Here is a 19,119-nt window from a genome sequence, read left to right as displayed (position 1 = left end):
GCTTCATTCCGATCAGGGCTGGCAGTATCGGCAGCCAGCTTACCGGCGGATGTTGGCCGATCGGGCGGTCACGCAGAGCATGTCGCGCAAGGGTAACTGTCTTGATAACGCAGCGATGGAGAGCTTTTTTGGCACGCTGAAGGCCGAATACTTCCATCTCAACCAGTTCGATAGCGTCGAAGAGCTCAAGCGCGGCATCGACGACTACATCCACTATTACAATCACGAACGCATCAAGCTGAAACTAGAAGGCCTGAGTCCGGTGCAATACCGGACCCAGGCCTTGAGTGCCTAGCTCAAACTGTCCAACTTCTTGGGGTCAGTTCACGAAGCGGGGCTTTTCGTCTCACGCAAGAACGGCTTTACGCCTTCTTGCGCGGCGCGGCTGCCTTCTTGGCAGCGGCAGGCTTGGCGGCGGCCGGCTTGGCAACAGCGGCGCCGGTGACGACGTCGACGTGCGGACGGGCTTTGCCATAGCTGGAACGGTAGATCTTGCCGCGACGGGTGCGACGATCGCCCTTGCCCATGGGAAACTCCTTGATTCGAAAAAGTAGAGAGGAACGGCCGGTCATCGTATCAGCGGCCGCGTAAATGGCAAGCGCCAGCCGTTCAGGCGGGCAGTTCAGTGAGTGTGCCGGCCGTCCTGGCCGCAGCCCTCGAGGTCGTCCGGACAATGACCCGGGTCCACCTGGACCGTCGCGTGCCCCACCCGCCAGCGCTCGCTCAGGGTCGTCTTGATGACCGTGAGAATGCGGGCCGGATCGGCGCCGGGCTTGAGTTCGGCGTGCAGCGTGGCCATCCGCGAGCCCGCGGTGACCTGCCAGATGTGCACGTGGTGGATGCTGAGGATGCCCGGATCGAGGCCCTCCAGCCGACTTCTCACGTCCGCCAGATCGACGCCTTCAGGCGTGCCCTCGAGCAGGATGTGGCCGGAACGTCGCACCAGCGACCAGGCGCTGCGCAGGATGAGCAGCGAAACCAGGATCGACAGGACCGGATCGGCCCAGTTCCAGTCGAGCCAGCGCACCGCCAGGGCCGCTAGCACCGCGGCGATGGATCCCAGCAGGTCGCCCAGCACATGCAGGCTGGCGCCGGCGATGTTGACGTCGTCGGGGTCGTGGCCGTGCAGCGTGCGCAGCACCACCACGTTGGCCACCAGTCCCACGGCGGCGACCACGAACATCACGCCGGAGAGGATCGGCGACGGATTGAACAGGCGCATCACCGCCTCGTAGACAATGAACGCGACAAGCGCGAACTGGGTCAGTGCGTTGACGAAGCCCGCCAGCACCTCGATGCGGCCGTAACCATACGTGCGCTGAGCATCCGCCGGACGCGCCGCGAAACGCGCGCCGAGAAACGCCAGCAGCAGGGCGAGCGCGTCGACCAGCATGTGGCCGGCGTCGGCCAGCAGCGCCAGCGAGCCGGAAAGGATGCCGCCACCCGCTTCGACCACCAGCATCAGCGTCGTCAGAACGAAGGCGAACAGCAGCTTCCGTTCGCTGCCGCCGGCGGCATGACTGTGGTCGTGGTCGTGGGTATGCGCGTGACCATGGGAATGGCCGTGGGCGTGTGCGTGATCGTGTGCCATGAACGAAAGGCTAGGTGCTCGGGGCGCGGTTACACAATCACGGGTGCGCGCAGGAGGGGCCGTGGATATGGCCCGCATGCTCGCTGTGGTCGACCCGGAGATTGACGAAGTGCGCGGAAGCGACGAGCAGCCCGCCACAGGTCACGAGCACGCTGTGCACCACGAGCGACCCGCCGTGCAGAAAGGTCACTCCGAGCACGAGCAGGGTCAGGCCGGGTATCGCCAGGGCCAGCGGCAGACGTCGGTGGTGGCGCCGATACCCGGAGATCAGGGCCAGCGAGGCAAGGACGCAGGCGAAGGCGACGAAGCCGGTTTCGAACCGATGATCGGCCAGGAACGACAGGCCGAGCACAGGCAGCAGCGCGATCACGAAGGGCAACGCCGCGCAGTGGATCGCGCAGAGGAACGAGGCCGTGGCGCCGAAGCGGTCGGCCACATGCCACCAGCGTCGGGGCACTTGCTGAGCGTCGGATTCGAGAGGGAGATCGGTCATGGGATGCATAGCGTGACTTCTTGCACGGGTCCAGGCAAGTAATGATACTTTATAACATCTCAAAACACACCACGGAGTTTCACCCCGATGCGCAGAACCCTTCTCGCCCTGACGCTGGCTACCACGTTCGGTAGCGCCCTCCCCGCCATGGCCGAAGACGCTCCCCAGGATGCTTCGGCGCCCGCGAGCGCCAGAGAACCCCAGGGTAAATCGCGCAAGAACGCCGAAAAGCTCGACGCCATCGTCGTCAACGCGGTGCCCCTGGGCCAGAGCGCCGACCAGATCGTGGCTCCCGTGGCCGTACTGGCCGGCTCGGCTCTCGATGACGCCAAGGCCGTGTCGCTCGGCGAGACCGTCTCGGCGATTCCGGGCGTACAAAGCTCGGCACTTGGTACGGCGGTCGGTCGTCCGATCATTCGCGGTCTCGACGGTCCCCGCGTCGCCGTCCTCGAAAATGGACTGTCGTCGCAGGACGTATCCAATGTCAGTCAGGATCATGCGGTGACCCTCGAGCCGTTCCTCGCCGATCAGATCGAAGTGCTGAAGGGCCCCGCCACCCTGCTTTACGGTTCCGGCGCGATCGGTGGCGTCGTGAACGTCGTCGACGGCCGCGTGCCGGAAAAAGCGCCGGAGAACGGTTTCGCCGGCCGCGCCGAAGTGCGCAGCGATTCCGTGTCGGACGGTAAGACCGGCCTGCTCCGCCTCGACGCGGGTAACGACAGGTTCGCCATCCACGTCGACGGCATGCATCGCGACAACGAGGATTACGATATCCCGGGCGGCACCCTCGCCAACAGCGCGGTGAAGACCACGTCCGGCGCGGTGGGCGCGTCGCTGCTCGGATCGTGGGGCTACCTCGGCCTGTCGGTCTCGCGCTTCATGGATCTCTACGGCAGCCCCGCCGAGCCAGGCGATCCGGCGGAGGGCGAAGATCCCGTGCACATCAAGATGGCGCAGACCAATTACAGCCTGAAGGGAGGCTTCATCCAGCCGATCGACGGCATCGCGAAGATCGAGTTCAACCTCGGTCACGGTGCTTACCAGCACGTGGAGTTCGAAGGCGATACGCCGGGCACGACGTTCGCGACGACCAGCAACCAGGGCCGCCTCGTCGTCACGCACGAAGAACTCGCGGGCTGGAACGGTGCCTTCGGCGTGCAGACCCAGCATCGTCAGTTCTCCGCCGTGGGCGAAGAGACCTTCGTACCCGCGACGACGACCAAGGGCGTCGGTGTATTCCTCACCGAGCAGCGCGACTTTGGGCCGGTGAAGGTCGAGCTTGGCGCGCGGCATGACAAGCAGACCGTCCAGCCCGATAGCGGCGCCAGGCGCGACTACAACCCGAACAGTTTTTCCGCAGGCGCCGCGTGGCGTTTTGCTGACCAGTGGCATCTGTCGCTCAACCTCGACCACGCCGAGCGCGCGCCGTCGGAAGAGGAACTCTTCGCCAATGGCCCGCATGAAGCCTCGAACACCTTCGAGATCGGCAGCGACCTCAACAAGGAAAAATCCAACCAGGCCGAATTGGGCCTTCACTTCCACGGTGACGTGGTCGAGGGCAAGGTCGCGGTCTACTACAACAAGTACAAGAACTTCATCTACCTCGCCGACACCGGCGAAGTCGAGGACGACCTGCCGGTCCGCATCTGGTCGCAGAACGACGCGACTTTCCGCGGCGCGGAAGCGGAAGCCACGTTCCACCTTTCGAAGGGGACGTCGGGCAACTGGGATCTGCGCGTGTTCGGCGACACGGTGCGCGCCACGCTGTCCGACGGTGCCGGCAATGTGCCGCGCATTCCCGCCGGTCGCGTGGGCTCCACGCTGAGCTGGACTGCCGACAGCCTGCGCGCCAGCCTCGGCGCCGTGCGTTACATGAAGCAGGACAAGATCGCCGCGTTCGAAACCGACACCGCCGGTTACACGCTGGTCAATGCGCACTTCGCATGGACGTTCGTCAACGACGAACGCAGCCAGTGGGAAGCGTTCGTCGACGGCAACAACCTGACCAACCAGACCGCCCGTCCGGCGACGTCGCTGTTCAAGGATGTGGCACCGATGCCGGGGCGGAATGTGTCGGTGGGGGTGCGGGCGTTCTTCTGACCGACAAAAAGAACATGTAGGAGCGCGCCCTGCGCGCGAAAAGCCTGCGTAGCGATGGTGGGTTGCCGCTTCTTCGCTGCGTCGGCTTTTCGCGCGCAGGCGCGCTCCTACAGCGGTGTCGGGCAGCCGGGCGTTACCGGCAGTTCTTGCAGATGCCGTGCACTTCGAGGGTCTGCGCTTGCGGACGGAACCCCAGGGCTTTGGCCTGGGCCTCGATCAGCTCCGCGACGCGTTCGTCGCAGACTTCCTGCGCGCACTGGCACTTGTCGCAGATCAGAAAAGGTACCTGATGCGATTCCGCCGGATGGTGGCAGGACACGTAAGCGTTGATCGACTCCAGCTTATGGATGAAGCCGTTTTCGAGGAGGAAATCGAGCGCCCGATAGACCGTGGGCGGCGCGGCGTTGCCGTGCTTCTCGCGCAGGCGATCGAGCAGATCGTAGGCTTTTACGGGTTTGCCCGCGCTCGCGACCAGTTCCAGCACCTCACGACGCAGGGGCGTCAGGCGCAGACCGCGCTCCAGCGAGGCGTGTTCGACCGCCGCGACGATGCCGCGGGCATCGTCATGGTGTTCGTGCGTGTGCTTGTGCGCGGCGTGCGTGGTCACATCGAAATCCTCGTATCCCTCATTCTAACATGAGGGCCCGTCAGCGCTTTTTCGACCGGGGCAGCGGGGGCGGACCGCCACGCGGCGGTAAAGGCGGGGGCCGCTTGCGTGGCATGAAAGGCACCACCCAGCCGAACGGCCCCAGCACCAGCGCGGCGACGATGCCGGCGACGAAGCGCCCGCGCCACCAGCCCAGCACGCCGCCGACGACGATGAAAACGATCTGCCAGAGGATCAGCTGCCCCCATGGCATCGCGGCCATGAGGTTCGTGAAGATCGCCAGAAAGGCTCCGGGGTCGTCAGGATCGACGCCCCGCATCGCCTTGGCCAGGATCTCATCCACGAGCGCGGGCGAGCGCCTCGTCGATGCGCGCCAGCGCACCGTCGCGACCGGCCAGGTAGATGGTGTGTTCGATCGACGGCGACACCTGCGTGCCGGTCATCGCCACGCGCAGCGGCGCGGCCACCTTGCCCATCCCCAGTTCGAGGCCCGCGGCCACGCGCTCGACGGCGCCGTGTACGGCTTCCGGCGTCCACTCAGGCAGAGCGGCGAGTTCGGACTTCGCCTTCTCGAGCGCGGCGGGCGCGGTGTCCGTACGCAGGTGTTTCTCGATGGCCTTGTCGTCCCACTCGACGATCGGGCCGTACCAGATCTTCGCGCGCTCGGCCATTTCCTTGAACGTCTGCACGCGGTCGCGCAGGGCCACGACCACGTCGGCGGGGTTCGGGCCAGCCGAGGCGTCGATACCGATCTTGCCGAGGTGCCAGGCCAGTTCCGGCCCGAGCGTCGCCGGGTCATCCGTCTTCAGGTAATGCTGATTGAGCCAGGAGAGCTTGGTCACGTCGAAGCGCGATGCGGCCTTGTTGACGTCCGAGACGTCGAACAGCGTTTTCATGTCCTCGACCGAGAAGATTTCCTGATCGCCATGCGACCAGCCCAGGCGGACGAGATAATTGAGCAGTGCATGCGGCAGGAAACCGTCGTCGCGGTACTGCATGACGCTGACGGCACCGTGACGCTTGGAAAGCTTCTGGCCGTCCGGCCCCAGAATCATCGGCAGGTGCGCGAATTCGGGGACGGGCGCACCCAGCGCCTTGTAGATGTTGATCTGGCGCGGGGTGTTGTTGACGTGGTCGTCGCCGCGGATCACCTCGGTAATACCCATGTCGATGTCATCGACCACAACCGCGAAGTTGTACGTCGGGAAGCCGTCCGAGCGGAAGATCACGAGGTCGTCGAGCTCTTCGTTCGACCACTCGATGCGCCCCTTCACCTTGTCGTCGAACACCACCGAACCCGTGGACGGATTCTTGAAGCGGATGACGCGATTCGGATCGTCACGCAGCGGCTCGTTGCGGTCGCGGTAATAGCCGTTGTAACGCGGCTTCACCCCGGCGGCCATGGCCGCGTTGCGCATCTCCTCGATCTCTTCCTTGGTCTCGTAGGCGTAATACGCCTTGCCCTCGCGCAGCAGCTGGTCGGCCACCTCGCGGTAACGGTCCATGCGCAGCGTCTGATAGTACGGACCTTCGTCATGCGTAAGGCCGAGCCACTGCATGCCGTCGAGGATGGCCTGCACGGCCTCCTGCGTGGAGCGCTCGCGATCGGTGTCCTCGATGCGCAGTACGAATTCGCCACCGCGACGGCGCGACTCCAGCCAGCAGTAGAGCGCGGTACGGGCACCGCCGATATGGAGGTAGCCGGTGGGGCTGGGGGCGAAACGGGTACGGACGGTCATCGTTGAGGTCATCGGACGGACAAGGGCGGGATTTTAACCGATCGGGCCCCAGGGTGGTTTCGAGGTCATCCCCTACAGCGTGCTTGCCTTGATCGCCGGGCCCGTTCCGGTAACGCCAGCGTCATATCACCATCATGCCCGCGACATCCCTGTGCGCGAAGCTTGGACCAAGCTCAGGCCAACAGGGGCACCGCCATGCGAGTCGGCATCGTCACCGAGACCTATGCACCGGACGTCAATGGGGTCTCCCTTACCGTCCAGTCTCTCGCCCGCGGACTCGTCCGCCACGGACACACCGTCGACCTCATTCGCCCGATCCACCCCGACACGCCGGCCATGGCCGATGCGGGCATGGATGTCCTCGCCGTCGAAGGTGCCGCCGTCCCGCGCTATGCCGGCCTTCGCTTCGGCCTGCCCTCCCGCTTTCGCCTGGAGCGCCGCTGGCGGTCGGACCGCCCGGATGCGATCTACGTGGCCACCGAAGGCCCGCTGGGATGGAGCGCGGTAAGCGCCGCCCGCCGCCTCGGCATCCCCGTCGCTACAGGCTTCCACACGCGCTTCGACTTCTACGTCGGCCACTACGGTTTCGGCGCCTTGACCCCGTTCGTACGCAACTACCTCGCCCGGTTCCATCGTCGCGCGCAGACCACCCTGGTGCCCACGGGCCAGCTCGCCGGTGAGCTCAACGACCTCGGTGTCCACGACGTACGCGTGCTTCGCCGCGCTGTCGACCCGCAGCGTTTTCATCCGGAACGCCGTAACGACGACCTGCGCACGTCATGGGGCGCGGGTCCGGATACGCCGGTCATGCTCAGCGTGGGCCGTGTGGCGCCGGAGAAAAACCTGCACGTCGTGATCGATGCCTACCGTGCCCTGCAGCGTCGCGTTCCCGGAGCCCGCTGCGTCATCGTCGGTGACGGTCCGGGGCGTGCCGCGCTCGAGGCGGCCCATCCCGATGTGATTTTCGCCGGCGTCCGCCGCGGCGACGACCTGGCCGCTTACTACGCCAGTGCCGATCTGTTCGTTTTTCCGAGCCTCACGGAGACCTTCGGCAACGTGGTGCTCGAGGCGATGGCGTCGGGGACACCCGTCGTGGCCTATGCGGAAGCCGCCGCTCGCGAATTCATTCGCAACGGCCAGAACGGTATTCGCGTCGCGCCCGGCAACGAAGGCGGACTGATCGAACGCGCCGCGGCGCTCGGCGCGGACATCCTCGCGTGCCGGGCGATGGGCGGCGCCGCACGTCTCTCGCTTGCCGGTTCGTCCCCCGATTCGGTCATTACCGAGTTCGAATCCATCATGCAATCAATGGCCGAGGAGAGCGTCCATGAACGCAGCACCGCCGTCGCCGCGTAGGGCCAGCCTCGACCGGCGCATGTGCGTCGCCGCCAACCGCTGGGGCGCGCGTCGTGCGATCGGCATCTTCTTCGGCGCCATCAGCCGCCTCGGTGATGGCGTCTTCTGGTATTCGCTCATGACGGTCATGGCGATCGTCGGCGGCTGGCACGGTGTGGCCGTGGCGGTCCAGATGGCGATCACCGGACTGACCGCACTGATGCTCTATCGCGTACTGAAGCGCTGGACGCGTCGCCCACGCCCCTTCCGCACCTGTCCCGGCGTGATAGCCCATGTGCCCCCGCTGGATGAGTTCAGCTTTCCGTCGGGACACACGTTGCAGGCGGTCTCGTTTACCGTCGTCGCCGTCGCGCACTACCCGGTGCTCGCACCTTTCCTGATCGGCTTCGCCGCGCTCATCGGTGCCTCACGCGTCGTGCTCGGTCTGCACTACCCCAGCGATGTGCTCGCCGCGACCGTCATCGGTGGCGGGCTCGGCACGTTGTCGCTGTGGGCGGAGCGTGTGCTGGTCTGATTCGCGAAGGACGGAAGCAGGACGGAAGGCAGAGCGCTTTCGGGATGCATCCGCAGCAACTGCCACGCGACGCCGCCCAGGCCGGCGATCAGGCCCGGTGACAGGTCTTCACTCTGCCTGCCGCACCGGGCTCCGTGGCTTTCGATGCTGCCGATGATCGTGGCCTTCAGCGTATCGCTGTCGCAGCCTGCGGGAGCGAATCCCGTGCGCACGGCGATGTCGAGCAGCTCCCACGCCCCCATGTCGCCGTGGCATAGCCCATGACCGCCACCGATACCGTTCTGCCAGGCGAGCGTCGAAGCGACGCGGAACTGGGCGCGCCGATCGGCGTTATCCAGTGCCGGATCCAGATCGGCCAGCGCCAGCCCGATACCGACCGCGCCGTGGCACCACGCGGCCGCCGGGTCGCCGCCACGAAGGTCGCGCCAACCCGTCACCGGATCGAACAACGAGGCGTCGAACGCGAGCGCGGCCCGCGACATCGCGAGAAAACGATCCTGTCCGGACGCCTGCGCCAGCTTCGCCAGTGCCCATCCGATGCCCGTCGATCCATGGGCGAATCCGCCAAGTCCATCGGGCCATCGCTCGTGCGGCCACCAGGCGCGGCCGTCCTGCCGACGCGCCGCCTCGATCAGTGCATCGCCCACGGTCACCGCCTGGGTCAGGTGCCTCGCATCCTTCGTGCGCTCGTGAAGCGTAAGAAGCGGCGCGATCGCACCGCTGCTGCCGGTAAGCAGGTCGCGCGTATCGTCCGCCGCGACGGACTCCGCGATGAGTCCGGCGAGACGCTGCGCCCGCTCGACGCCCTCACCCGCCGCCGTCGCGCCCCAGGCCTCCAGTAGCAGCCACGACGCGATCTGGGAGCCGAGACCGATGTACCCACCGGGAGGCACCGGGCGCGGCCGCGCCACATGGGTACGACGCTCCCATAGCTGCGCTTCGGCCCATCGCATCGTGTCGACCGCCGCCGCGGCGATCGCATCGATCTCCGCCACATCGTCCGCCCTCTCCGCATCGCGCTCGCGCGTGTAACCATGAGCCAGTAACGCGATGCCTGCGATGCCTCCGTATACGTCCTGCGCGATCGGCTGCACGCTGCGCCCGTTGGGACCCAGCACGGAAGCGATCCACGCCACGCTGCCATCGTCACCGCGGATCGCACGCCTCACGATGTCTTTCATGACACCTGCGGCGAGCAGACGGCGACGGCGGTCGAGATCGTGCAACGCGAGGCGTACCGGTCGCAGGGAGACATGCGCTTCGTCGCGGTCACCGTCGGCATAGGCGCTGGCCAGCGAGGCGCGGATAGCCTGACGTTCGAGCGCGAGATCTGCCTCGCGCCAGCGTCGCAATGCATCCTCGGCGAGGTCGCGGGGATCGAGCCACGACGTGCCGCGAGGGCCCGATAGCCGTCCTTCGCTAACGATCGTCGAAAACAGCGGAATGTCGCCATCGAGCAGGTCGGCGATCTCGGCCGCGATCACGTCGTCGCGATCGGGCGAAATCGCTCGGTTCAGACCCATCCGACGCAATAACGCGGCGGCGCGATGCGTCGCTTCGTCACGTGCGTGCAGCGACACCGGGTGCCAGAGCATGCGCGCCAGCTCGGCGTACACCTCGGTCGACCGGACGACCGCACGCACTTCGCAACCTGCAAAAGCGCGCAACCGGTCGGCCAGTTTCCCCGCCGCGTCCTCGGAGCGCAGCCAGGCGGTCACCTGATCGAAGCCTTCGACGACCTTCGGCCAGTGCGCGGCCAGCGCGGGCGCGCGCGACGGATGATTCGCGGCGCCGCCGGGTTCGACCATGACGGTGCCCAGCCGCGCGCGATCCGTACCCGCGTCGACGATGGCGGGCACCTCCACGCTGGGCTGCTGCCCCGGCAAGGCACCCATGCCGGACGAATCCACGCCACGCCAGGCCAACGCCGCGCCGCGCCCCGGCAGAAACCCCATGCTCAGAACGCTGCCTTCGACCATGCCCACGGCGCGGTCGTGCGCCAGGCCCATGCCCGAGGGTGTGACCGGCGGATGCGGCGTGAACAGCGTCTCGCAGTCGATGACGAACGGATGCGCACCGTGCGCGATCAGGTTTTCGGCGTGCAGATCGCTACCGCCGAGCAGACGCATGACGGCCAGCCATTCGCCCAGTCCGCGATAGAAATGGGTCAGTTCGCCGTCGTCGGCCGCGTAGCGGTGTTCGACGAACGCGGCCCAACCGTATCCATCCCGCTCCACAACGGGCGGTACGCGAAGACTCGCGCCCTGCGCAGTGAGTGGCTCGATAAAGCGGGACAAGGCCGCGTCGATGCCCACCGATCGTGGCTTGTAGACGATACGGCCGCGGGCGCAGGTGAGCAACGCCACGGTTCTGCCGCCACGGTGGCTGTCGCCTGCGCCGATCGCCAGGGCGACGAGTTCGCCGAGCGGGCTACCGTGAAATACGTCGAGCGCCTCGCGGTCCGTCGCGAAATGCGTGGCGAACGTCAGCGCGCTTGCGCAACGCTGTTCCACCAGGCGATTCACGCGATCCATCAGCGTCGGATAATGCGTCGTCAGTTCCTCCCAGAACGCGGGAGTCGACGAGCGCGCAATGAATTCGTGCCAGCGGCCCGCGCTGTCGGCAGCGACGAGCAAGCCGTCTTCGACGGCCGCGTGCAACTCGAGCAACAGGACACGACCGAGTCGGCCATGCAGCGCTTCCGTCAGCGAAGCGCGCGTCGCGTCGGCGACGACGCCGCGTTCGGCGCACGTCAGGCCGGCTACCCCGGCGAGCCGGGCTGCAAGATCCACCATGGCATCGGCGATCAGGCAGCCCAGCGATTCGCTGAAATCGTCGGCGTCCGTGGAGGACGTCACGGCGAGAGGATCAGGCGCAGTAGATGTGGATGGTGTTCTTGATGGAGCCCGTACACATCGCACAATCGGTGACGAGCATATCGGTGCCGCCGATGATATCCGCCTCGGCGAATTCGTTGGCGAAGAGCGCACCCGCCGGGTTGTTCTTGTCCGCCTGCGTGCGCCATTGCGCGGCACGGCTGACGGAGTTGGAAGCGAAGTTCATGTCGTTGTTCATCGGATTCATCCTTTGCGGTATGGAATGGAAAAACGTACGTACTCCGGTGCCCTCACCCCGGCCGATTCTTGTCGTGCGCCCGGATACGGCACAAGGGCCAACGCCATGCGTCGTTACGTGTTTTCGGCATGAGCCGCAAAAGTGACGGCCGCAAACGAAGAAGGCCCCGGATTTCTCCGGGGCCTTCCTTGTTTTGCTTACTTACGAAGCCCGGATCACGCCGCCGCGCGCGGCGCCTTCTCGAGAATGCCCAGAATCGAGCCGAGCTTTTCGCGCATTTCGCGACGGTCGACGATCATGTCGATGGCGCCGTGATCGACCAGGAACTCCGGACGCTGGAAACCTTCCGGCAGGGTCTCGCGCACGGTCTGCTCGATGACACGCGGGCCGGCGAAACCGATCAGCGCCTTCGGCTCGGCGACGTTGAGGTCGCCGAGCATGCCAAGGCTTGCCGACACACCGCCGGTGGTCGGATGCGTAAGCACCGAGATATACGGCACACCGGCATCGCGCATGCGCGCCAGTGCGGCCGACGTCTTGGCCATCTGCATCAGCGAGAACAGGCCTTCCTGCATGCGTGCGCCACCCGTGGCGGCGAAGCAGACGAGTGCGCTGTTTTCCGCCAGCGCCTTCTCGGCGGCGCGTGCGAATTTCTCACCGACCACCGACCCCATCGAGCCGCCCATGAAAGCGAACTCGAAGGCGACCGAAACGATCGGACGATCCAGCAGCGTGCCGGACATCGCGATCAGCGCGTCCTTTTCACCCGTGGACTTCTGCGCCGCGACCACTCGGTCCTTGTACTTCTTCTGGTCCCTGAACTTGAGCGCGTCGACGGCCTCCAGCTTCGGCCAGAGTTCCTTTGCGCTGCCTTCGTCGAGGAACGCGTTGAGGCGCACGCGCGCCGAGATCGCGTGATGATGGCCGCACTTCGGGCAGACCATCAGCGACTTTTCGAGTTCCGGCTTGTAAAGAACCGTGCCGCAACCGGCGCACTTCTCCCACACACCCTCGGGCACCTTGCCCTTACCGCCGGCCGCGCTGGGTGCGCGGGTCTTCGGCGTCATGATTTTCTGCAGCCAGTTCATCGTGTGTCTCCGATTGGTGTCGCGTCGCGCGCGGGGCGCGCTCCTACATGAAGCTCGTTTCGATCAGCGCGCGTCGAGGGCGGCGCGGATCGGGGCCAGGAAATCGTTGGCCCGTTTTGCCACCTCGTCAGCGGACGTCGCACCGGCCAGACGTTCGACCAGGGCACTGCCGATGACGACCGCATCGGCGAACGCGCCGATGGCAGTGGCACTCGCAGCGTCGCGCACACCGAAGCCGACGGCGACCGGCGCCTTCGACGTCGCCCGGATGCCGGCCACGCGCTCGGCGATATCCGCCGTGCTGAGCTGGGCCGCGCCGGTGATGCCAGCGAACGACACATAATACAGGAAGCCCGAAGCCGCCTCGCACAAGGCCTGCAGCCGGGTATCGGTGGTCGTCGGCGAGGCCAGCAGGATCTGGTCGAGGCCGGCATCGCGCAGCGGCGCGAGCACGTGCGCCTCCTCGAGCGGGCAGTCGACCATCAGCACGCCATCGACACCCTTCTCCACGGCATCGTCGGCGAATTCCGGGTACCCGTACATCTCAACCGGGTTGAGATAGCCCATCAGGACGATCGGCGTTTCGTTGTCGGTCTCACGGAACGCCGCGACCCAGGCCAGCACGTTGTGCAGGCCGATGCTTTTGGCGATCGCGCGCTCGCTGGCGTGCTGGATCACCGGGCCGTCGGCCATGGGATCGGAGAACGGCACGCCCAGTTCGATCACGTCGGCGCCCGCGGCGACCAGCGCATGCAGCATCGGCACCATGGCGTCCGGCTGCGGGTCACCCGCCGTGACGAAGGTGATCAGGCCGGTACGACCGGCGGCTTTCAGTGCCGCGAAACGGCTTTCAAGGCGGCTCATCAGATCTCGATCCCTTCACGCTCGGCGATCGTGTGCACGTCCTTGTCCCCGCGACCGGAAAGGTTCGCGAGCACCAGGCCGTCGCTGGGCAGTTCACGGGCCAGCTTGATCGCCTGGGCGATCGCGTGGCTCGATTCCAGCGCGGCGAGGATGCCCTCCGTGCGGGCGAGCAAGTGGAACGCCTCGAGCGCTTCGTCGTCCGTCACGCCGACGTATTCCGCCCGACCGGCGTCCTTCAGGAACGCGTGCTCCGGGCCGACGCCCGGATAGTCGAGGCCCGCGGAAACGGAATGCGTTTCGACGATCTGGCCGTTCGCGTCCGAGAGGACGTAGGTGCGATTGCCGTGCAGCACGCCCGGCTTGCCCGCCGCCAGCGAGGCGGCATGACGACCCGTACCGATACCGTCGCCCGCCGCCTCGGCGCCGACGATGCGCACGTCGCGGTCGTTGAGGAAGGCGTGGAACAGACCGATGGCGTTCGAGCCGCCACCGACGCAGGCCGTGATGACGTCCGGCAGACGGCCGAACTGCTCCAGCGTCTGCTCGCGCGCTTCGCGACCGGCGATGGCGTTGAAGTCGCGGACCATCTGCGGGTACGGGTGCGGACCCGCCACGGTGCCGATGATGTAGAAGGTGTCGGCGACATTCGTGACCCAGTCGCGCATCGCCTCGTTGAGGGCGTCCTTGAGTGTCTTCGAACCGGAAGTGACCGGGACCACCTCGGCGCCGAGCAGGCGCATACGATAGACGTTGATCTTCTGCCGCTCGATGTCGACGGCGCCCATGTAGACGACGCACTTCAGGCCCAGACGCGCGGCCACGGTGGCGCTCGCCACGCCATGCTGGCCCGCGCCGGTCTCGGCGATGATTCTCGACTTGCCCATGTGCCGGGCGACCAGCGCCTGACCCACGGTGTTGTTGATCTTGTGCGCGCCCGTATGGTTCAGGTCTTCACGCTTGAGGATGATCCGCGCGCCGCCGACGTGCTTCGTCAGCCGCTCGGCGAAGTACACCGGGCTGGGACGGCCCACGTAGTACTTGAGGTCGCGATCGAGCTCGGCGATGAAGGCGGGATCGACACGCAGTCTTTCATACGCGGCGGTCAGCTCGGCCAGGGGCTCCATGAGCGTTTCCGCCACGTAAATGCCGCCGTAGTCACCGAAGCGGCCATGCGCATCGGGGTAGGCGTGAAAATCCGTGATTTCGGTCATTGCCTTCTCGTTATCGTCGTACAGCGGAAATGAAGCGTTCCATCTTAGCCCCATCCTTGATACCGGGCGACGTCTCGATCCCGCTGGAGACGTCGACGGCCCAGGGGCGTGCGATGCGGATGGCCTCGGCCACGTTGTCGGCGCCGAGCCCACCCGCCAGGATCAGGGGTTGCGCAAGATGTTTCGGCATCCGCGACCAGTCGAAACGCTGCCCGCTGCCGCCCTGCTCGCCGAGCCCGTGCCCGTCCAGCAGCAGCCCGGCCGCGCGCGGATATTCGTGCAGACGCGCCAGCGCCGCCTCACCCTCACCCATCGCGATGGCCTTGGTATAGCGCACGCCGTAGCGGGCGCATTCGTCGTCGGTTTCGGCGCCGTGGAACTGCAGCATGTCGGGACGGAGCACGCGCAGCACCTCGTCGATAAACGCAGGCTCATCGTCCATCACCAGCGCAACCGTGGTGATGTACGGCGAAACGGCATCGCGCAGCTGCGCGGCGGCGGCCGGCTCGACAAAGCGCTTGCTCTTGCGTGTCATCACGAAGCCGATGGCATCCACGCCGAGGTTCACCGCGAGGCGCACGTCGTCGATGCGGGTCAGCCCGCAGAACTTGATCCGGGTCATAGCGTCACTTCCTGTGGCAGCCCCCAGTGGGCTTCGTAAAGCGGTCCGAGGAAGGTCAGCCCTTCCGCGGGTGCGGTGGCGCCGGCGACCTCGCGATCGCGGCCGGCCAGCAGTTCGGCCATCCAGCCGACGCTCTCTTCACCACGGCCGATTCGCAGCAGTGAACCGACGATATTGCGCACCATGTGATGGAGAAAGGCATTCGCCTCGATCTCGACCACCACATGGATGTCTTCGCGAAACACGCGGATCGAGCGCACGTTACGCCGCGCATGCGCGGCCTGGCAGGAGATCGCGCGGAACGCGGTGAAATCGTGCTCGCCGACGATCGCCTGCGCGGCTTCATTCATGGCCTCCGCATCGAGCTGACGGCGCTCCCAGGCGACGAACCGCGCATCCAGCGCCGGGCGCACGAAGCGCGGCAGCAGGCGATACCGATAGCGTCGGGCCCGTGCGGAGAACCGCGCATGGAAGTCATCCGGCACCACCTGCGCCCAGGTCACCGCCACCGTATGCGGCAGATTGGAGCAGGCGCCGAGGATCCAGCCGCGCATGTCGCGCACCACCTCGGTGTCGAAATGCACCACCTGGCAGCGACCGTGCACCCCGGCGTCAGTGCGACCGGCAGCCGTCACTTCGATGGGCGTCTGCGCGACGAAAGCGAGCGCGGCCTCCAGCGAACCCTGCACGGTCTTCGCATGGCTGAGCCGCTGCCAGCCGAAGAAGTCGGTGCCGTCGTATTCGACGCCAAGGGCGATGCGCATGGGGCGGGGTTCTTGGGGCGGTGGAAACCGGAAAGAGTACCACTCGGGGGGATGGGGGTGCGTTCGGGGGCGTATGGGCCTTGGGGTGTTCGCGTTGAGGCCGGGGAGCCGTTGGCTGCCGTTCCTGTCGCTAAGTCCTCGTCCTGCCTTCGCCTCCCTGCGCAATCGCTCCAGGAACGGCAGCCAACGCCCCCCTCCCAACGCAACGGTAGATTGTGGGGGAGCAAAACAGAGCGCGGCGATCTTGCGGCCTGCGCCTATGCTCCTCGATCGTTTTTGCGGCACGAAACCTCATCGGTCGGAGGGGTGCCGCCGGGTGTCGTTCTCGGAGCGCTTCCGCACGTAGGCGAAGGCCGAAGGAGGACTTAGCGACGAGAATGGCACCCGGCGGCGCCCCTGCCTCGACGCGTTCGCACCCACGCGATGGCGAAGCCGAGCAAAAAAAAGCCCCGGCACAACCGGGGCTTCAGTATCAACGCCTGCGAATGACTCAGACGATATCGCTCAGAATCCGCTTCGCGGTGTCTTTCTGCATCTGCGAGCCCTCGGCGATGACTTCCTCGAGCATCAGGCGGGCGCCTTCGGCGTCGCCCATGTCGAGGTAGGCACGGGCCAGGTCGAGCTTGGTGTCGACCGGATCGTCGCTGAAGCTGTCCGCCGAATGGTCGGTGAGCGGCTCTTCGTCGGGGAAGACCGGGAACGCCGGCGGCTCGTCGAAGCGCGGCGGCTCGTCGAAACGCGGCGTCTCCGACGGCCTGGGCGAGGCGAGATCATGGTCTTCGTCAAACGACCACGTCGAACGCTCTTCCTCGTGCGTCTTTGTTTCTTCGCTCAGGATGTCGCCGAAGGTCGAGCCGTGGACGGGCTCGTCGTGCAGCGGGGTTTCGCTGTACGGCGATTCCGGCGCATCGACATCGAAGACGTCCGGTGCGTTGGGACGGCGATCCGCCTCGGCACGCTGCACCGGCGTGAGGTCGAAGTTGAAGTGGTATTCGCTGTGTTTCTGCGGTGCCGGACGCGGCGGGATTTCACCCTCGTCCGGACCCGTCACGTAGCTGCCCAGGTCGAATTCCTCGAGCGCGGCGGCCTCGTCGGCCGTGTGCGGCGTGGCGGCCGTGTACGTATCGTACGGCTCTTCCACCGCGTCGACCGGCGTGCCGCCGAACAACGGATGGCTGGGGGCCAGGTCTTCACCCATCATCACGACTTCGCGCCATTCCGGCTGTTCCGGATCGGCGACGTGCGCGTGCATGGCCTCGGCGGCGGCTTCGAAATGCTCGACGTCGCGGCGGCCGTAGTAGAGGCTGACCAGCTCCAGGTGCAGGCCGATGTCGTCCGGGTGTTCAGCCAGGGCGTCGAGGATCTCGCGCTGATCCTGGTCGATGGCATCGTTATGACCGTATTCGCCGAAGCTCGGCTCGTGGCCGAAGCGATCGGCCAGCGAACTCGCGCTCGCCGCGGAAGGCCTGGGCTTCTTGCGGCTGAACACGGCCGCGACCAGCAGCAGGAGGACGACGATGGCGCCGCCGCCCCATGCCCACGGCTGCATGTACCAGGGATCTTCTTCGACCGGGACCGGCGCGACCGGAATCGCCTTTTTGACCGGCGGCCTGGCGGCAGCCACTGGCGCGGGCGCAGGCGCCTGAGGCGCGGCCGCCGGTGCCTGCAACGGCGTCGTTGCCACCGTGGCGGCGGCGGACGGTACCGGTGCCGGCGTGGCCGCCGGAGCCGATGCGGTAGCGGCCGGGGTCGACGCGGGCGTGGCAGCGACCGGTGCCGGTGCGGGAGCAGGCGTCGGAGCCGGGGTCGGCGCGGAAGCCGCCGCGGCCGGCTGGCCACCCGTCTTGCGCGCGTCGGCCAGCTTGCGCTGCAGCTCGGCGATTTCCGAATCCTTGAGACTCAGGAGGCGCTCGTTCTTGGTGTTGATCTCTTCGAGATCGCTGATCCGCGACTTCAGTTCGGCGCCCTGCTGCTTCAGCGAGGCGACGTTTTCCTGCTGGGTCGTCAGCTCCTGCTTGAGGCCGGCGACCTGGGCATCGCCCTTGCCGTCCTTCGTGCCCGCGCGGGTGGACGCGGCGTCGCCACCGGCCTTCGGCGGCACGATGGCGAGGCGATCGTTGGCGGGCGCGGCGGCCTTGCCGGTGTCCTGTGCCGCGCCGGTCGAGGCGCCATCGGCGACCACGGACGGCTTGCGGGTGGAGCCCGAGCGCCACTCTTCGTTCTGGCGACGCACTTCGGCCAGGGCCGACGCGGCGGACTGGGCCTGCACGTCTTCCGGCGACGGCACGCGCAGCACGGCGCCCGTCTTCAGCGCATTGATGTTGTCGCGGTAGAAGGCATCCGGGTTGGCCTTGTGCAGGGCCAGCAGCATCTGGTTCATGTCGCCGCCGTTGCCGTGCGCGCGCACGATGGCGGACAGGCTCTGGCCGCGCTGGACGGGACCGTAGCTACCGTCGGCGGAAACCGGCGCGCTGCTGCGCGATGGCGATCTGGCCGGGGCGGCCGCTTCGCTGCGCGACGGACGCGATTCATCCGACGAGGAGCGGGACGGCACGTCCGAGGTGCGCGACGGGCGCGAGGTCGGCTTCGGCGCACCGGTGGACGGCGCCGAAATCGGGGTGCCCGGCGGATCGAGCAGCATGGTCACCTCGCGGACGACCTTGTTGCTACCGCTGGAGACCTCGACGAGGAAATCGAGATAGGTGTCGCGGACCGGCGAGCTGCTGGTCACCCGGATCACCGGCTGGCCGCTGGCATTTCTGGCCACCGCGAAGCTGAGCGCCACGGGCAGGCCGTCGCGGTTGAGCCCGGCGCGGGAGAAAGCCTCCGGCGAAGCCAGCGTGACATGGACGTTGTCGAGACTACCCGACACGCCGGTCAGCGGGATTTCCGCGACCAACGGCTGTTCCATGGTGGAGCGCATCTGGACCGGACCCAGGTTCTGGGCCATGGCGTGGCCGCCCCCCGTTACCAGCGCCAGCATGATCGACAACTTCAATGTGCGGTTCATTACTGCTTCCCCCGAACGAATATCATGCCGGCGGCGCGCCTCTTTCGGGCGATCAACCGCGAAGGCGCCACTTTAGTGCACCCCA

General features: G+C 66.6%; 18 protein-coding genes. 4 read left to right on the top strand and 14 right to left on the bottom strand.

All coding sequences use genetic code 11. The features are described from left to right. Positions 1–295 (top strand): IS3 family transposase (locus tag B5X73_RS13375; RefSeq protein WP_139382782.1); only part of this gene is annotated, 295 nt, incomplete at its 5' end. A gap of 67 nt (positions 296–362) precedes the next feature. Here the strand turns inward: B5X73_RS13375 and B5X73_RS21555 are convergent. The 3 genes from B5X73_RS21555 to B5X73_RS13360 all read right to left on the bottom strand — a co-directional run bounded on the left by B5X73_RS21555 (position 363) and on the right by B5X73_RS13360 (position 2,084). Next, a complete protein-coding gene (locus B5X73_RS21555) occupies positions 363–527 on the bottom strand; it encodes a 30S ribosomal protein THX (protein WP_079522086.1) in 165 nt (54 codons plus the stop codon). Positions 528–622: 95 nt separating this feature from the next. Continuing rightward, positions 623–1,591 (bottom strand): cation diffusion facilitator family transporter, encoded by a 969-nt coding sequence (locus tag B5X73_RS13365; RefSeq protein ID WP_079522085.1) that lies wholly within the window; start codon positions 1,589–1,591, stop codon positions 623–625. 37 nt (positions 1,592–1,628) lie between these two features. After that, the gene (locus B5X73_RS13360; protein ID WP_043697621.1) at positions 1,629–2,084 is read right to left on the bottom strand and encodes a MerC domain-containing protein; all 456 of its coding nucleotides are present in this window, start codon (positions 2,082–2,084) and stop codon (positions 1,629–1,631) included. A gap of 87 nt (positions 2,085–2,171) precedes the next feature. Here B5X73_RS13360 and B5X73_RS13355 point away from each other — a divergent pair, with 87 nt between their 5' ends. After that, positions 2,172–4,184 carry a TonB-dependent receptor gene (locus B5X73_RS13355; RefSeq protein WP_079522084.1) on the top strand — a complete coding sequence of 671 codons (2,013 nt, stop codon included), beginning with the start codon at positions 2,172–2,174 and terminating at the stop codon, positions 4,182–4,184. A gap of 133 nt (positions 4,185–4,317) precedes the next feature. On the opposite strand, the gene B5X73_RS13350 is transcribed toward B5X73_RS13355, so the two are convergent. The 3 genes from B5X73_RS13350 to gltX are packed head-to-tail and all read right to left on the bottom strand — an operon-like array spanning position 4,318 to position 6,530. Beyond that, positions 4,318–4,791, bottom strand: a complete 474-nt coding sequence (locus B5X73_RS13350; RefSeq protein ID WP_079522083.1) for a transcriptional repressor — start codon at positions 4,789–4,791, stop codon at positions 4,318–4,320. A 40-nt stretch (positions 4,792–4,831) separates the two neighbouring features. Then, complete coding sequence (locus B5X73_RS13345; protein ID WP_079522096.1) at positions 4,832–5,134, bottom strand: hypothetical protein; 303 nt, start codon at positions 5,132–5,134, stop codon at positions 4,832–4,834. Continuing rightward, positions 5,127–6,530: a glutamate--tRNA ligase gene (gene gltX, locus B5X73_RS13340; protein ID WP_079522082.1), complete on the bottom strand. Its 1,404-nt coding sequence runs from the start codon at positions 6,528–6,530 to the stop codon at positions 5,127–5,129. Before gltX ends, B5X73_RS13345 begins: the two co-directional genes overlap by 8 nt. Before the next feature lie 195 nt (positions 6,531–6,725). Between gltX and B5X73_RS13335 the strand changes: the two genes are divergently transcribed. Both B5X73_RS13335 and B5X73_RS13330 read left to right on the top strand, forming a co-directional pair. Beyond that, positions 6,726–7,886 (top strand): glycosyltransferase family 4 protein, encoded by a 1,161-nt coding sequence (locus B5X73_RS13335; RefSeq protein WP_079522081.1) that lies wholly within the window; start codon positions 6,726–6,728, stop codon positions 7,884–7,886. After that, positions 7,858–8,400 (top strand): phosphatase PAP2 family protein, encoded by a 543-nt coding sequence (locus B5X73_RS13330; RefSeq protein ID WP_036114058.1) that lies wholly within the window; start codon positions 7,858–7,860, stop codon positions 8,398–8,400. Before B5X73_RS13335 ends, B5X73_RS13330 begins: the two co-directional genes overlap by 29 nt. On the opposite strand, the gene B5X73_RS13325 is transcribed toward B5X73_RS13330, so the two are convergent. The 8 genes from B5X73_RS13325 to B5X73_RS13290 all read right to left on the bottom strand — a co-directional run bounded on the left by B5X73_RS13325 (position 8,316) and on the right by B5X73_RS13290 (position 19,034). After that, a complete protein-coding gene (locus tag B5X73_RS13325) occupies positions 8,316–11,258 on the bottom strand; it encodes a type 2 lanthipeptide synthetase LanM family protein (RefSeq protein WP_079522080.1) in 2,943 nt (980 codons plus the stop codon). The genes B5X73_RS13330 and B5X73_RS13325 overlap by 85 nt on opposite strands. A gap of 10 nt (positions 11,259–11,268) precedes the next feature. Further along, entirely contained in the window at positions 11,269–11,475 is a 207-nt protein-coding gene (locus B5X73_RS13320) for a DUF6229 family protein (RefSeq protein ID WP_043693394.1), read from the bottom strand. A gap of 215 nt (positions 11,476–11,690) precedes the next feature. Beyond that, the gene (accD, locus tag B5X73_RS13315; protein WP_079522079.1) at positions 11,691–12,563 is read right to left on the bottom strand and encodes an acetyl-CoA carboxylase, carboxyltransferase subunit beta; all 873 of its coding nucleotides are present in this window, start codon (positions 12,561–12,563) and stop codon (positions 11,691–11,693) included. A gap of 63 nt (positions 12,564–12,626) precedes the next feature. Then, the gene (gene trpA / locus B5X73_RS13310; RefSeq protein ID WP_079522078.1) at positions 12,627–13,427 is read right to left on the bottom strand and encodes a tryptophan synthase subunit alpha; all 801 of its coding nucleotides are present in this window, start codon (positions 13,425–13,427) and stop codon (positions 12,627–12,629) included. After that, positions 13,427–14,638: a tryptophan synthase subunit beta gene (gene trpB, locus B5X73_RS13305; RefSeq protein ID WP_043693385.1), complete on the bottom strand. Its 1,212-nt coding sequence runs from the start codon at positions 14,636–14,638 to the stop codon at positions 13,427–13,429. The genes trpA and trpB overlap by 1 nt, the downstream gene beginning before the upstream one ends. Before the next feature lie 10 nt (positions 14,639–14,648). Continuing rightward, positions 14,649–15,260, bottom strand: a complete 612-nt coding sequence (locus B5X73_RS13300) for a phosphoribosylanthranilate isomerase (RefSeq protein WP_079522077.1) — start codon at positions 15,258–15,260, stop codon at positions 14,649–14,651. Further along, positions 15,257–16,024 carry a tRNA pseudouridine(38-40) synthase TruA gene (gene truA / locus B5X73_RS13295; protein WP_036114074.1) on the bottom strand — a complete coding sequence of 256 codons (768 nt, stop codon included), beginning with the start codon at positions 16,022–16,024 and terminating at the stop codon, positions 15,257–15,259. Before truA ends, B5X73_RS13300 begins: the two co-directional genes overlap by 4 nt. Positions 16,025–16,514: 490 nt before the next feature. Continuing rightward, positions 16,515–19,034 carry a motility hub landmark protein FimV gene (locus B5X73_RS13290; protein ID WP_079522076.1) on the bottom strand — a complete coding sequence of 840 codons (2,520 nt, stop codon included), beginning with the start codon at positions 19,032–19,034 and terminating at the stop codon, positions 16,515–16,517. Positions 19,035–19,119: the final 85 nt, after the last annotated feature.

The sequence above is a fragment of the Luteibacter sp. 22Crub2.1 genome, assembly GCF_900167995.1.
Lineage (GTDB): Bacteria > Pseudomonadota > Gammaproteobacteria > Xanthomonadales > Rhodanobacteraceae > Luteibacter > Luteibacter mycovicinus.
This window is presented reverse-complemented; position numbering and strand designations above follow the sequence as displayed.